Consider the following 13,683-nt stretch of genomic DNA (forward strand, 5'->3'; position numbering starts at 1 on the left):
GTCGGGACTTGGCTGCTGGCGGACGGGAACGCCGCCGCCGGCGTGCTGCCGGCGCTGTATGTCAGTGCGATCGCCGAGGCCAAGAATGGTGCGTGGCCGCTCAGCCTCGCCGGCGAATACAATACCGACACCGCCGAGGTCGCGCGCTACGCCAAGATGGCGCGCTCGGCTGAGGGCTTCGCCGCCTACATGCAGGGCTTCGCCCGGAAGTTCGAGGCGGTGGCATGAGCCGGGCACCTGCGACTTCGCGTGAAATCCTGATCGCCACCATCGCCGATCTGCTCGACGGCGTCCGCACCGTCGCGGTCGGCGCCTCGTCGCCGATTCCGGCCGCCGGCGCGATGCTGCTGCGCGCCCGCAATGAGAGCCGCGGCCGCGACCCGGTGCGGGTGATCGTGCTCGGCTCGCGACAGCACAACTTCTTCACCAACGGTGCGTTCGAATTGTTCGACGCCACCGCGCAAGGGCGGATCGATGCGTTCTTCCTCGGCGGCGGCCAGATGGTGAGGCCAACATCAATCTGGTTGGCACTGGCGACTATCCGGCGAGCCAGGTGCGCTGGCCCGGCTCGTTCGGCTCGGCCTTCATGTACTATCTGGTGCCGCGGGTGATCCTGTTTCGCGAGGAGCATTCGCCGCGCGTCCTGGTCGACAAGGTCGACTTCGTCAGCGCGCCAGGCGCGAGCGAGCGGATCTATCGGAGCGGCGGTCCGCACGCGCTGCTCACCGGGCTGGCGCTGTTTGGTTTCGATCAGCAGCGCAAGCGGTTCTGTCTGCGCAGCGTGCATCGCGGCAGCTCGGCGGAGGAAATCCGCGTCGCCACGGGATTCGACTACGACGTTCCGGCGCAGATGCCGTTCACGCCGGAGCCGGACGCGGAGACGCTGGCACTGCTGCGCGGCCGCGTTACCGACGAGCTTGCCGAGTGCTACCCGCAATTTGCCGAAACGCTGGTGGCGGATCGGGCGGCGTAGGCGCTTCTTGTGGCTGCGACGTCCGCGCGGCGCGCAGCCGGCGAATGATGATCTGGAGAGCGGTCACGAGCGCGGCGCGCTGCAGCGCCCGCCCACGTTTGGTGTGGAAGGCGATCAGCTCGGCGGTGACACGCGGCGGCTCGGTGCGCCGCGGCGGCATTACAGGCTCAGCTCCCAGGTCTCGCCAATCAGGTCCTGGCCGAAGCTGCGATGCGGCTCGGCCGCGACACGCTGGAAGCCCGCGTCCTGATAGATCCGCCGAGCCGCGGTCAGGATGCTCTGCGTCCACAGTGTGACCTTGCGATAGCCGCAGTGGCGCGCGAAGCCGATCGCTTCGTCGATCAGCTTGCGACCGAGTTGATGGCCGCGCGCCTGCGGCGTGACCAGCAGCAGCCGCAGCTTCGCGACGTCGTCACTGTCCCGCACCAGGAACAGTGAGCCGGCTTGGGCGCCGTCGTACTCGGCGATCCAGCAACGCTCGCGGCCTGGATCGTGCGACGCCAGGAACTGTCCGGCGATCTCCGCCACCAGGGCTTCGAACGACGCATCGAAGCCGTATTCGGCCGCATAGAACGCGCCGTGGCTCTGCACCACCCAGCCGATATCGCCAGGCCGCGGACTGCGCAGAATCGGCGGCGGCGCGCTCCCTGCACCAAGCAACCCCTGAATGGCGGACATCGCCGCGGTCAGCCGCGCCCGCTCGGCAGGCGGCAGGCCCGACAGCATCGCGGTCACTTCGTTCTGTGAACTGCGTTCGAGCTTGGCGTAAGCGGCGCGGCCCTTGGCGGTCAGCGTCAACAGATGCTGGCGCCGGTCGGCTGGCGAGGGCGATCGCTTCAGCAGGCCGTCATCGGCAAAACCCTGGATGATCCTGCTCAGATAGCCGGGATCGAGCTTCAGCTCGGAGCCGATCTCTTTGGCGGTCGGCGCCTCGCGATGTGCCAGCTCGTACAGAATCCGCGCTTCTGTGAGCGAGAACGGGCTGTCCATCAGCCGCTGCTCGAGCACGCCGAGCCGTGCCGTGTAGAACCGGTTGAAGGCCCGCACCAGCGCGACCTCGTCGCCTTGGTTCGATTGCTGCTGCGCGATGGCTGCTTCCATTCGTCGTCTCCGGTCGGCCTTTGGCGATCTTCTGGCGAGATCGCGGGGCGAGCGGAACCATCTCAGCCATATTAATTGCTTTTGTCAACAAAATGGTTGCTGAAGACAACTATTATGACGTGCTGTCCGATCGAAGGGGCGGCTTCGAAGCGAGGTCAGGCGGCGAGGATGACGCGGCTGCGCAGCAGGGTGCGGGACGAGCGGCCGAGGTCGCGCGGCAACGCTGCTTCCGCGCCATGTCCCGCGTGCCCGCCGAGGCGAACATAATGGTCGCGCGCGATCACAAGCCCCTGGTCAGCGCCGGAGTTGGAGAAGCTGCGGATCAGCGCCGTCAGGCCTTCGCGCCACCCGCTCGGTGCGTAGGGCGATCTGGCGTAGCGGAAGATGCCGGCGCGCGGATGGCCGCTGGCGGCGACGCCTTCGATGAATTGGGTGGTCTCCTCGATCCAGCCCGGATCGAGCACCGCACCGGCATGGAGAAACATCAGCCAAGGCGAGCGTGCCTGCTTGGCTCCGGCCGCGAGCGCTTCGGCGCGATTGCCGTCGAAGGCGAGGTAGTTGCAGCCCGCCACATCGGCGACGCGGGCGATGGTGTCGCTGCCGCCGCGGTCGACCAAGGTTACGTCGCTGACGACCCCGGCCGCAGCGCCTGGGACCAGCGACGCCAGCGTGGCGACGGCGGTCCGCTCGACGCCTTCGGTAGAAATGATCACACTCAACATGTCCGGCGGGTGACCCTACGACGACAGATGCGCGCCACGCTTAGCACCTCATTGCCGCGAAATCAGCCGCGAATTGCGCAATGCCCATCATCCGGGCAAACTCCGGCGCGTTGCTGGGTGACAGACGGTGCGGGTCGAACGTTTGTTCTTGATTTGTTCTTTCGACTCGCTATCTTGGACGCATGAGCAGAGCATCCAATGCCCTCAAGCGCCCGCCGGTCACGGCGCCCTCCGAGCCGGTGGGCGCGCCTTCCCCTTTCCCTGCCATCGAGGCGGCGGTTGACGAGCAGCGGCGCCGCGGTCGCGGCGCGCAGTCCAACGCCAGCGGCCGCTACGAGGCCGAGGCGCGAACTGCCTTCGACGACGGCTGGGAGAGCCTTGAGGACCTGCCGCCGTTCAAGACAACGGTGGCGCTGGATACCGCTCGCAAAGTCATCACCCGCAACGACTCGCCCGATATCGGCTTCGATCGCTCGATCAATCCGTATCGTGGCTGCGAACACGGCTGCGTGTACTGCTTCGCCCGGCCGACCCACGCCTATCTCGGTCTGTCGCCGGGATTGGATTTCGAGTCCCGGCTGTTCGCCAAGCCCGATGCGCCTGCGTTGCTCGAGCGTGAACTGGCGGCGCCGGAATACGAGCCGCGGATGATCGCGATCGGCACCAACACCGATCCGTATCAGCCGATCGAGCGCGAACGGAAAATCATGCGCGGCATCCTCGAGGTGCTGGAGAAGACCGGCCACCCGGTCGGCATCGTCACCAAATCGGCGCTGGTGGTGCGCGACATCGACATCCTGGCGCGGATGGCCAAGCGGCAGCTCGCCAAGGTGGCGCTGTCCGTCACCTCGCTCGATCCGAAGCTCGCCCGCAGCATGGAGCCGCGCGCTTCGGCACCGGCGAAGCGGCTTGAAGCGCTGAAGCTGCTCGCCGATGCTGGCATCCCCACCACTGTGATGGTGGCGCCGGTGATCCCGGCGCTCAACGACATGGAGATCGAGCGCACCCTCGATGCCGCCGCCCATGCCGGTGTCAAGGAAGCGAGCTACGTACTGCTCCGGTTGCCGCTGGAAGTGCGCGACCTGTTCCGCGAATGGCTGATGGCGAACTATCCGGATCGTTATCGCCACGTCTTCACGCTGATCCGCGACATGCGCGGCGGCCGTGACTACGACTCGCAATGGGGCACCCGGATGAAGGGGACCGGCCCGATCGCCTGGATGATCGGCCGGAGGTTCGAGACCGCCTGCACGCGGCTCGGGCTGAACAAGCGCCGCTCCAAGCTGACCCTCGATCATTTCGAGAAGCCGGAGAAGGCCGGGCAGCAACTCAGCCTGTTCTGAGGGGCAGGGCCCGGTTCCCGCTGGTCTCGCTGAATTGCGGGCATGATCCGGAGTTTACGGTTGCGCCGGCTGTGCCTCGCCCGCAGCATCGCGGCATGATTCGGGATACCAAACAGCCGATCAAGGTTCCGGGCGAGCTCGCGAGTCGATCGGGCGGCAAGGCCGCCAGAGCGGATGGCGGGAAAGCGTCCACCACGAAGGTTCGGGATTCGAAAACTGCTGCGTCCAAGGCCGTTTCTTCCAAGGCCGGCGCGAAGGAAACTGCCGGCAGAAAGCCCGCCTCTGCCAAGGGGCTGAAGGGCGTGATCGCGGTGGCGCCGCCGAGCTTCCGGCGCGAGCGCACGCTGATCAAGCGCGGCATCTGGCCGATCGCCGGCTGCGACGAAGCCGGCCGTGGTCCGCTGGCTGGTCCGGTGGTGGCGGCCGCGGTGGTGCTCGATCCCAAGCGCGTGCCCAAGGGGCTCGACGATTCCAAGCGGCTGACGGCGGAGAAGCGCGAGGCGCTGTTCGACGAGATTTGCGCCACCGCGCAGGTTTCGGTGGTCTATGCCTCGCCGGAACGGATCAATCGCGACAACATTCTGCGCGCGTCGTTGTGGGCGCTGACCCGCGCGGTGCACGCGCTGCCCGAGATGCCGCGCCATGTGTTCGTCGACGGCCGCGACCGGCTGGCAACCAAATGCGACTGTGAAGCTGTGATCGGCGGCGACGGGCTGATTGCCTCGATCGCCGCGGCCTCGATCATCGCCAAGGTGTCACGCGACCGGCTGATGTGCCGGCTTGCCGAAGAATGCCCGGGCTATGGCTTCGAGCAGCACAAGGGCTACGGCGTGCCGGAGCATCTCGATGCGCTCGCCCGGCTTGGTCCGACGGTGCATCACCGCCGCTTCTTCGCGCCGGTCGCCGCAGCTTGGCAGAAGATCGAAGGCGCTCGGCCGCCGCAGATCCGCGACCTGTTCGAGGCCGACGTCACGGTCGAAGCCACCGCGTGAGTGCGGCGGCACCGGTTGCGCGTGCGGCCGCCGGGCTCTATCACGGTCAGACCGAATTTCGCTGGCCCCACATGCGCTTCGCCTCCCTGATCGTCGAACTGATCCGCGCACGGCCGCTGCTGGTGTTCTGGCTGGTGGTGTGCGCCCAGGCGCTGCTGTGGGTGCTGGTGCCGACGCTGTTCTACGCCAGCCCTCCCGGCGATGTGGCGGTGGTGCTGGCCTATGGCCGCGAGTACCAGGTCGGCACCGATCTTGGTCCGCCGTTGGCGTTCTGGCTCGCCGATGTCGCGTATCGGGCCGCCGGCAATCACATGATCGGCGTCTATGTGCTGGCGCAGCTCTGCTTCGTCGTCACGTTCTATGCGCTGTTCCAGCTCGCCCGCAGCGTAGTCGGACCACAATACGCTGTGGTCGCGGTGCTGCTGACCTCGACCGTCACCGCCTTTGCCGGCTCCGGCGTCGAGTTCGGCCCGCTGATCCTGGCGCGGCCGCTGTGGGCGCTGGTGCTGTGGCACGGCTGGCAGGTGATCGGCCAGCACCGCCGTGCGGCTTGGTTCGCGTTGTCGATCGAGATCGGCCTGCTGCTGCTGACCACCGTTGCGGCGCCGGCGCTGCTGCTGCTGCCGCTCGCCTTTGCGCTCGCCAATGCGCGCTGCCGCCGGGCCGTGGTCTCGCTCGACACGGTATTTGCCCTGTTGGTGATCGCCGTGCTGGCGCTGCCTTATGGCGTCTGGCTGCTGCGCGCCGATCAGTTTGCGCTGCCGGCGCTGCCGACCACGGCGGATCTCGGCGATCGCGCGCTGCTGGGATTGAAGCTGTTCGGTAGACTGGTGATCTCGCTTGCCGGCATTGCGCTGCTCGCTGTGCTCAACATCGGCCGGTTCGCCCCCAAGCATCACGACGCGCCGATGATCGCGCGGCCACCGGTCGATCCGCTGGCGCGGCAGTTCGTCTATGTGTTCGCGCTGGTCCCGCCGATCGTCGCCAGCATCGCGGCCGCCGTGTTCGGCCTCGGCCATGTGGTCGGCGGTGCGGGCGTGGTGCTGCTGCTCGCCGGTCTCGCGGTGATGATGGTGATTGGCGACGTGCTGTATCTGCATCGCCAGCGGCTGTTGCGCTCGGCCTGGGCGGCGCTGATCGCAGCACCCGCCGTCGCGGTGATCTTCACCGTGGTTGTGCAGCCCTGGCTGACTCGCACCGAGGTGCCGACCTCGCTGCCATCCAAGCAGATGGCGCAGTTCTTCGCCGACAGTTTCGAACGCCGCACCGGCAAGCCGCTGCCTGCGGTCGCCGGCGATCCGCAGCTCGCCAGCCTGATCGCGCTGGCGCCGTCGCGCCCGCATCTGTTTCTCGATGCGACGCCGGCGCGGACGCCGTGGATCATGCAAGGCGACTTCGAACGTAACGGCGGCGTGGTGGTGTGGCGTGCGGCCGATACGGCGGGCCGACCGCCGGACGAGATCGCCCAACGCTTCCCGGGCATCGTGCCGGAGCTGCCGCGCGGTTTCGACCGGATGATCTCCGGCCGTCAGCCGCTGCTGCGGATCGGCTGGGCGATCGTGCGGCCGAAAGCGCCTTAAGCCCGTCACAGACGTGCAGCGCCGGCGCAGACGAACCGACCTTCTTGCTTGAAGTGCTTAGTTGGACGTCTCGGCGAGCGCGGTGGCGATCGCGCGCAGATCCTGCCAGGCGAGCCGCTTGTAGGTCGGCTGGCGCAGCAGATAGGCCGGATGCAGCGTCGGCAGGGCACGGATGGTGCGGGTGCCGGTGTCGTAGTCGAACCAGCGGCCGCGGGTCCGCATGATGCCATCGCGGGTACCGAGCAGCGCCTGGGTCGATGGATTGCCGAGCGTCACCAGCAGGTCCGGGTTCACCAGTTCGATCTGCCGCCGGATGAACGGCAGGCAGATCTGGGTCTCCTGCGGCGTCGGCGTGCGGTTACCCGGCGGCCGCCATGGGATCACGTTGGCGATGTAGACGTTGCCGCGGTTCAACCCAATCGCCGCGAGCATCAGGTCGAGCAGCTTGCCGGAGCGGCCGACGAACGGCAGCCCTTCGATGTCCTCGTCGCGGCCGGGCGCTTCGCCGACGAACATCACCTTGGCCTGCGGATTGCCGTCGGCGAACACCAGCTGCGTTGCAGTCGCGCGCAACGCACAGCCGTCGAACCGCTGCATCAGCTCGCGCAGCACGTCCAGGCTGGGGGCGGTCGCTGCGGCCTCGCGCGCCGAGATGATCGCAGCGTCCGGGCTCGCAGGTGGCGCACCGAATGCCAGCGGCGGGGGCGGCGGTGCATGTAAGGCTGGCTTGACGATCACGCGAGGCTCGGGCGCCGCCTCGCGTGCAGTGGGCTCAGGCGCGTCGTCGAGCATCCGGTTGATCGGATCCTCTGCGAGCGCGCAATCCACCCCTGCGTCCACATAGAACGCGAGCAATTGACGCAGGCTCGGCACAGGATCGGGTGTCATGCGGCGTGGTTTACCGTGAATGCGGGAAACAGAACAGCCGATCTCGATGCATCATGTTCCGCAATGCGAAACTTATTTTCGCATCTATGATCTCGAAGCTGGAAAGATGAGCCAGCCGGTACATTTGGGTGGTTGTTCTTCTTCTAAAAATGCGAAAGAACACCCGAGGAAACGTCTCCGAGAGTCCTGCGAGAAAAAACGATGAGTGATGAAACGCTGCCGCCCCGCGAATCGATGGAATTCGACGTCGTGATCGTGGGAGCAGGCCCGTCGGGACTGTCCGCCGCCATTCGATTGAAGCAGATCAACCCCGAGTTGTCCGTGGTGGTCGTGGAGAAGGGCTCCGAAGTCGGGGCCCATATCCTGTCGGGCGCGGTGATCGACGTGTCGGCGCTGGATCGCCTGATGCCGAGCTGGCGCGAAGACGAGAGCTGCCCGCTGAAGACCCACGTCGAAGACGACCACTTCTACGTCATGACCGCGTCGAAAGCGCTCAAGGTGCCAAACATCATGGTGCCTCCGATGCTCGACAATCATAAGAATTTCATCGGCTCGCTCGGAGATCTGTGCCGCTGGCTCGGGCCGAAGGCCGAGGAACTCGGCGTCGAGATCTATCCCGGCTTCGCCGCCACCGAAGTGCTGTACGGCGACAATGGCGAGGTGCGCGGCGTCGCCACCGGCGACATGGGCATCGGCCGCGACGGCCAGCCGAAGGACTCCTACACCCGCGGCATGGAACTGCTCGGCAAGTACACGCTGTTCGCCGAAGGCGCGCGTGGCAGCCTGTCGAAGCAGCTGATCGCCAACTACAAGCTCGACAAGGATTCCAATCCGCCGAAGTTCGGCATCGGTCTCAAGGAAATCTGGCAGGTCGAGCCGTCCAAGCATCGTAAGGGCCGGATCGCCCACTCGTTCGGCTGGCCGCTCAGCAACAATGTCGGCGGCGGCTCGTTCCTGTATCACTACGGCGACAATCTGGTGGCGGTCGGCTTCGTGGTGCATCTCAACTACGACGATCCGTATCTGTCGCCGTTCGAGCAGTTCCAGAAGTTCAAGACCCATCCGTCGGTGGCGCCGATCTTCGAGGGTGGCAAGCGCATCTCCTATGGCGCCCGCGCCATCACCGAAGGCGGCTATCAGTCGGTGCCGCGCCTGACCTTCCCGGGCGGCGCGCTGATCGGCTGCGCTGCGGGCTTCGTCAACGTGCCGCGCATCAAGGGCGTCCACAACGCGATCGGCTCCGGCATGCTGGCCGCCGAACACGTCGCGGCGGCACTCGCGGCGGGGCGCACCAACGACGAGCCGGTGGACTACGAAAACGCCTGGCGCGATTCCGTCGTCGGCAAGGACCTGTTCCGGGTCCGCAACGTCAAGCCGCTGTGGTCGAAGTTCGGCACCGCCGTCGGCGTCGTGCTGGCCGGCTTTGAAATGTGGTGTTCGACGTTCGGGTTCTCGGTGTTCGGTACGCTGTCGCATGGCAAGCCCGACCGCTCGACGCTCGATCCGGCGAAGTCGCACGAGCCGCACAAGAATCCCAAGCCGGACGGCAAGCTGACCTTCGACCGCCTGTCCTCGGTGTTCCTGTCGAATACCAATCACGAGGAAGACCAGCCGGTGCACCTCAAGGTCGCCGACATGCAACTGCAGAAGACGTCGGAGCACGACGTCTATGCCGGTCCGTCGGGCCGCTACTGCCCGGCTGCAGTGTACGAGTGGGTGGAAGAGCCGACCGGCCCGCGCTTCGTGATCAACGCGCAGAACTGCGTCCACTGCAAAACCTGCGACATCAAGGACCCCAACGGCAACATCACCTGGGTTCCGCCGGAAGGCGGCGGCGGTCCGAATTATCAGGGCATGTGATCGCTGTTCTGATCCCGCGGCTTTGACCACGCGTCCGTGAGCGGCGGCGAGGCGATGCCTCGCCGCGCGGCCACGATCCTGCCATGTTGCCACCGTCTCAATCCAGCGACCGCCCACCGGCGCCGTCGGGGACCGCGGCATTGTGCGCCGTCGGGCCTATCCTTGCGGTTGAGCGCCAAACGCGGCATTGTCGACACGATGCTGCCGGCTCGGCGGCCGGGCCAACGAGCCTTTTCCTGGAGCTAGGCAACCTTGATGCTTTCCCTTCGAATCCGTCGATCGATGGCCGTCGCCCTCACGCTGGTGGCGATGCCGATCGCCGGACAGGCGCTGGCGCAGACCCCCGATCACCCGGCCGACAACTCGGCACAATTTCCGACCACCCAGGATCTGCGGTCGATGACGACCGCCGGCAGCTACCTGGCTGCCCGCCATGCCAGCATCGAACGTGACGCGGCCTCCGCCGCTGCGTTCTACCGCTCGGCGCTCCGCACTGATCCGAGCAACAACGAGCTGCTCGACCGCGCCTTCATCTCGTCGCTCGCCGAAGGCGACATCGATGAGGCGGTCAAGCTCGCCGATCGCGTGCTGAAGATCGACAAGTCCAACCGCGTCGCCCGGCTGGTGATCGGTATCCGCGATCTGAAGACCAAGAAGTATGCCGCCGCGGTTCGTAACGTGAACCAGTCGGTGCGCGGCCCGATCACCGACCTGATCGCCACCCTGATTTCGAGCTGGTCGCTGTACGGCGCCGGCGACGTCAAGACCGCGGTCGGCAACATCGACAAGCTCGCCGGTCCGGAATGGTATCCGATCTTCAAGGATCTGCATTCCGGCATGATGCTTGAGCTGGCCAACCGCCAGAAGGACGCCGGCGAACGGCTGGAGCGCGCCTACAAGCTCGACGATTCCGCGCTGCGCGTGGTCGAGTCCTATGCACGCTGGCTGTCGCGCAACAAGAGCGAAGCGGAGGCGCTCGCGGTCTATCAGGCGTTCGACAAGAAGCTGCCGCGTCATCCGCTGATCGAAGACGGTATCCGCGAAGTGAAGGCAGGCAAGAAGCTGGCGCCGCTGGTCGACAGCCCGCAGGCCGGCGCCGCCGAAGCGCTGTACGGCATCGGCGCTTCGCTGACCCGTCGCGGAGGCGAAGACCTCGCGCTGGTGTATCTGCAGCTCGCGCTCTACCTTGAACCCAACCATGCGCTCGCGCTGCTGGCGCTCGGCGATCTCTACGAGTCGGTGAAGAAGCCGCAGATGGCGATCAAGGTGTACGAGCGCGTGCCGGCATCCTCGCCGCTGAAGCGCAACGCCCAGATCCAGCTCGCCACCGATCTCGATGCTTCCGATCGTAGCGAGGAAGCGATCAAGATCCTCAAGGGCGTGATCGCCGAGGACGGCAAGGATCTCGAAGCCATCATGGCGCTCGGCAATATCGAGCGCGGCCGCAAGAAGTTCGCCGATTGCGGCGAGACTTACTCCAAGGGCATCGACGCGCTCACCGGCGCCGAGAAAAACGCCTGGGTGTATTACTACTTCCGCGGCATCTGCGAGGAGCGCTCCAAGCAGTGGGCCAAGGCCGAGGTCGACCTGAAGAAGGCGCTGCAGATGCAGCCCGACCAGCCGCACGTGCTGAACTATCTCGGCTATTCCTGGATCGATCAGGGCATCAACCTCGACGAGGCGATGACCATGATCAAGCGCGCGGTCGATCAGCGTCCCGACGATGGCTACATCGTCGACTCGCTCGGCTGGGCCTATTACCGCATCGGCGACTACGAGAATGCGGTGAAGACGTTGGAGCGGGCGATCGAGCTGAAGCCCGAGGATCCGACCATCAACGATCACCTCGGTGATGCTTATTGGCGGGTCGGCCGTACGCTCGAGGCGCGCTTCCAGTGGGCTCACGCCCGCGACCTCAAGCCGGATCCGGAGGAACTGCCGAAGATCGAGGGCAAGATCTCCAACGGTCTGCCCGAAGAGGACAAGGCCTCGGCGGCTTCCGCGGACAAGAAGAAAGAAGACGGCAAGGGCGGCTGAGGCGGCGCGGTCAGGGCTTTGCGCCGGGACCGCGAACGCGCCTAAAAGGGGGGTGGAGCTTCGGTTCGGTTTCGCTCAGAACCGGCGCTCCAGGAGACGATTTCCGTGACCGACGGCTCTGCGACAACACTGCGCGACGAGGCGCGCGCCAAGGTGAACCTGACGCTGCGCGTGGTCGGCCGTCGCCCTGACGGCTACCACGAGCTGGAAAGCGTGGTGGCGTTTGCCGATTGCGCCGATCATCTGACCTTGCAGCCGGGTGCGGCGCTGAGCCTGACCACGATCGGCCCCGGCGCGCAGGATTGCGGCGACAGCGCCGACAATCTGGTGCTGAAGGCAGCCCGGTTGCTCGGCGAGCGTGTGCCGAACCTGATCACCGGCGCCTTCACCCTCGACAAGCATCTGCCGGTGGCGGCCGGCATTGGCGGCGGTTCGGCCGACGCCGCGGCGGCGCTGCGGCTGCTCGCCCGCGCCAATGATCTCGCCGTTGACGATCCGCGCCTCATCGAAGCTGCCCGGCTGACCGGCGCCGACGTCCCGGTATGCCTGCCGTCGAAGCCCTGCGTGATGACCGGCGTCGGCGAGAAGCTGTCGCCGTTGCCGCTGCCGCGAATTCCGGCCGTGATGGTCAATCCGCGAGTGCCGGTGGCCACCAAGGACGTGTTCACTGCGCTGGGTCTGAAGCCGGGTTCGCTTGCGGTCGGCGCGACCGACGTCCTCGCTGCGCCCGCTTGGCCGCCAAAAGCCGGCGTGCCGCTCGCCGATTGGGTCGTGGCGCTCAAGGCCGGTACCAACGATCTCGAGCCGCCGGCCCTCAAGGTCGAGCCGGTTGTCGGCACCGTCCTGGAGGCGCTACAGGCGACCGTCGGCGTTCAGCTCGCCCGGATGTCCGGTTCGGGCGCGACCTGCTTTGCGCTGTACGCCGATGATGCCTCGGCTCGTGCCGCCGCGGACACGCTCCGCGCTGCGCATCCTGGCTGGTGGGTGCATGCCGGCAGCCTGAGCTGATCATTCTCTGTCATTCCGGGGCGCGCGAAGCGCGAACCTGGAATCTCGAGATTCATGGCACCTCGGCGGCGCAGATCCGGGAAGCTTCTCGGCCAAACAACCGCGGTATTCCGGGTTCGCTCGCTGACGCGAGCGCCCCGGAATGACGGTGCTTGTTTCAGGAAGAGCTGCGCCCGCTCAGTGCGAGCGCGCGAGGCAGAACGCGACCACCTGCTCCAGAGCTGTCTTCATCGGCGAGGACGGGAACAGTGCCAGCGCGTCGACTGCCATTGCGCCGTAGTGCTGGGCGCGCTGGATGGTGTCGTCGAGCGCGCGGTGCTTGGTCATCAGCTTGATCGCCTGATCGAGGTCGGCATCCGAAATCTCGCCGCGCTCCAGCGACTTGATCCAGAATTCGCGCTCGGCGTCGTTGCCCCGGCGGAACGCCAGCACCACCGGCAGGGTGATCTTGCCCTCGCGGAAGTCGTCGCCGACGTTCTTGCCGAGCTTGGCAGCCTTGCCGCCGTAATCGAGCACGTCGTCGATCAGCTGGAAGGCGATGCCGATATTCATGCCGAACGAGCGGCAGGCCGACTGCTCCGGCTTCGGCCGATTGGCGATCGCCGGGCCGACTTCGCAAGCGGCGGCGAACAGTTCGGCGGTCTTGCCGCGGATCACCGCGAGATATTCGTCTTCAGTGGTCGCGGTGTTCTTGGCAGCGGCGAGCTGCATCACCTCGCCCTCGGCGATGGTGGCGGAGGCCGACGACAGGATGTCGAGCGCGCGCAAGCTGCCGACCTCGACCATCATTCGGAACGCCTGGCCGAGCAGGAAGTCGCCGACCAGCACGCTGGCCTCGTTACCCCACAGCATCCGCGCCGACTTCTTGCCGCGGCGCATCTCGCTCTCGTCGACGACGTCGTCGTGCAGCAGGGTCGCGGTGTGCATGAATTCGACCGCGGCGGCGAGCTTGAGGTGGCCGTCGCCGGGGTAGCCGGTGAGGTTCGCCAGCGCCAGCGTCAGCATCGGCCGCAGTCGCTTGCCACCCGACGAGATCAGGTGGTTGGCGACTTCAGGAATCATGGTGACGTCGGAGCCGGTCCGCGACAGGATGGTGGCGTTGACTCGCTCCATGTCCGCCGCAACAAGTTCGACGAGTTGGTCGATCGAGGCGGTCGAGGGGCCCTCGAAGGGTACGAT

At 66.5% G+C, this 13,683-nt stretch carries 10 protein-coding genes and 2 pseudogenes; 8 read left to right on the forward strand and 4 right to left on the reverse strand.

The window, feature by feature from the left end:
- Together DYI24_RS10095 and DYI24_RS10100 are read left to right on the forward strand one after the other, a co-directional pair.
- Positions 1-228, forward strand: a pseudogene (locus DYI24_RS10095) (CoA synthetase); the annotation flags it as partial.
- Positions 225-973 (forward strand): annotated as a pseudogene (locus DYI24_RS10100) (CoA synthetase). The pseudogenes DYI24_RS10095 and DYI24_RS10100, both read left to right, overlap by 4 nt.
- A gap of 159 nt (positions 974-1,132) precedes the next feature.
- Here the strand turns inward: DYI24_RS10100 and DYI24_RS10105 are convergent.
- Together DYI24_RS10105 and DYI24_RS10110 are read right to left on the reverse strand one after the other, a co-directional pair.
- Entirely contained in the window at positions 1,133-2,074 is a 942-nt protein-coding gene (locus DYI24_RS10105; protein WP_164572197.1) for a bifunctional helix-turn-helix transcriptional regulator/GNAT family N-acetyltransferase, read from the reverse strand.
- Positions 2,075-2,229: 155 nt separating this feature from the next.
- Entirely contained in the window at positions 2,230-2,796 is a 567-nt protein-coding gene (locus DYI24_RS10110; protein ID WP_164572198.1) for a glycosyltransferase, read from the reverse strand.
- Between the two features lie 182 nt (positions 2,797-2,978).
- Between DYI24_RS10110 and DYI24_RS10115 the strand changes: the two genes are divergently transcribed.
- From DYI24_RS10115 to DYI24_RS10125, 3 genes are all read left to right on the forward strand, one after another.
- Positions 2,979-4,139: a PA0069 family radical SAM protein gene (locus tag DYI24_RS10115; protein WP_164572199.1), complete on the forward strand. Its 1,161-nt coding sequence runs from the start codon at positions 2,979-2,981 to the stop codon at positions 4,137-4,139.
- A 95-nt stretch (positions 4,140-4,234) separates the two neighbouring features.
- Positions 4,235-5,131, forward strand: a complete 897-nt coding sequence (gene rnhB / locus DYI24_RS10120; protein WP_164572200.1) for a ribonuclease HII — start codon at positions 4,235-4,237, stop codon at positions 5,129-5,131.
- A 71-nt stretch (positions 5,132-5,202) separates the two neighbouring features.
- Positions 5,203-6,711, forward strand: coding sequence for a glycosyltransferase family 39 protein (locus tag DYI24_RS10125; RefSeq protein ID WP_164572201.1), 1,509 nt, complete (start codon positions 5,203-5,205; stop codon positions 6,709-6,711).
- A 57-nt stretch (positions 6,712-6,768) separates the two neighbouring features.
- On the opposite strand, the gene DYI24_RS10130 is transcribed toward DYI24_RS10125, so the two are convergent.
- Positions 6,769-7,599: a uracil-DNA glycosylase gene (locus DYI24_RS10130; protein ID WP_164572202.1), complete on the reverse strand. Its 831-nt coding sequence runs from the start codon at positions 7,597-7,599 to the stop codon at positions 6,769-6,771.
- Positions 7,600-7,800: 201 nt separating this feature from the next.
- Between DYI24_RS10130 and DYI24_RS10135 the strand changes: the two genes are divergently transcribed.
- From DYI24_RS10135 to DYI24_RS10145, 3 genes are all read left to right on the forward strand, one after another.
- Positions 7,801-9,459, forward strand: a complete 1,659-nt coding sequence (locus DYI24_RS10135) for an electron transfer flavoprotein-ubiquinone oxidoreductase (RefSeq protein ID WP_107343213.1) — start codon at positions 7,801-7,803, stop codon at positions 9,457-9,459.
- Between the two features lie 255 nt (positions 9,460-9,714).
- Positions 9,715-11,496: a tetratricopeptide repeat protein gene (locus DYI24_RS10140; RefSeq protein WP_164572203.1), complete on the forward strand. Its 1,782-nt coding sequence runs from the start codon at positions 9,715-9,717 to the stop codon at positions 11,494-11,496.
- 105 nt (positions 11,497-11,601) lie between these two features.
- On the forward strand, positions 11,602-12,504 hold the full coding sequence (locus DYI24_RS10145) for a 4-(cytidine 5'-diphospho)-2-C-methyl-D-erythritol kinase (protein ID WP_164572204.1): 903 nt from the start codon (positions 11,602-11,604) through the stop codon (positions 12,502-12,504).
- A gap of 177 nt (positions 12,505-12,681) precedes the next feature.
- On the opposite strand, the gene DYI24_RS10150 is transcribed toward DYI24_RS10145, so the two are convergent.
- Positions 12,682-13,683: polyprenyl synthetase family protein (locus DYI24_RS10150; RefSeq protein ID WP_246701215.1), on the reverse strand; the 1,002-nt coding region annotated here is incomplete at its 5' end.

Source organism: Rhodopseudomonas sp. BR0C11, assembly GCF_010820945.1.
GTDB classification, from domain to species: domain Bacteria; phylum Pseudomonadota; class Alphaproteobacteria; order Rhizobiales; family Xanthobacteraceae; genus Rhodopseudomonas; species Rhodopseudomonas palustris_H.

Excerpts from the sequence above, each read along its gene's own strand:
- DYI24_RS10105 (WP_164572197.1), bottom strand. The coding sequence starts at position 2,074 with ATGGAAGCAGCCATCGCGCAGCAGCAATCGAACCAAGGCGACGAGGTC.
- DYI24_RS10130 (WP_164572202.1), bottom strand. The coding sequence starts at position 7,599 with ATGACACCCGATCCTGTGCCGAGCCTGCGTCAATTGCTCGCGTTCTAT.
- rnhB (WP_164572200.1), top strand. The coding sequence starts at position 4,235 with ATGATTCGGGATACCAAACAGCCGATCAAGGTTCCGGGCGAGCTCGCG.
- DYI24_RS10135 (WP_107343213.1), top strand. The coding sequence starts at position 7,801 with ATGAGTGATGAAACGCTGCCGCCCCGCGAATCGATGGAATTCGACGTC.
- DYI24_RS10115 (WP_164572199.1), top strand. The coding sequence starts at position 2,979 with ATGAGCAGAGCATCCAATGCCCTCAAGCGCCCGCCGGTCACGGCGCCC.
- DYI24_RS10140 (WP_164572203.1), top strand. The coding sequence starts at position 9,715 with ATGCTTTCCCTTCGAATCCGTCGATCGATGGCCGTCGCCCTCACGCTG.
- DYI24_RS10125 (WP_164572201.1), top strand. The coding sequence starts at position 5,203 with ATGCGCTTCGCCTCCCTGATCGTCGAACTGATCCGCGCACGGCCGCTG.
- DYI24_RS10110 (WP_164572198.1), bottom strand. The coding sequence starts at position 2,796 with ATGTTGAGTGTGATCATTTCTACCGAAGGCGTCGAGCGGACCGCCGTC.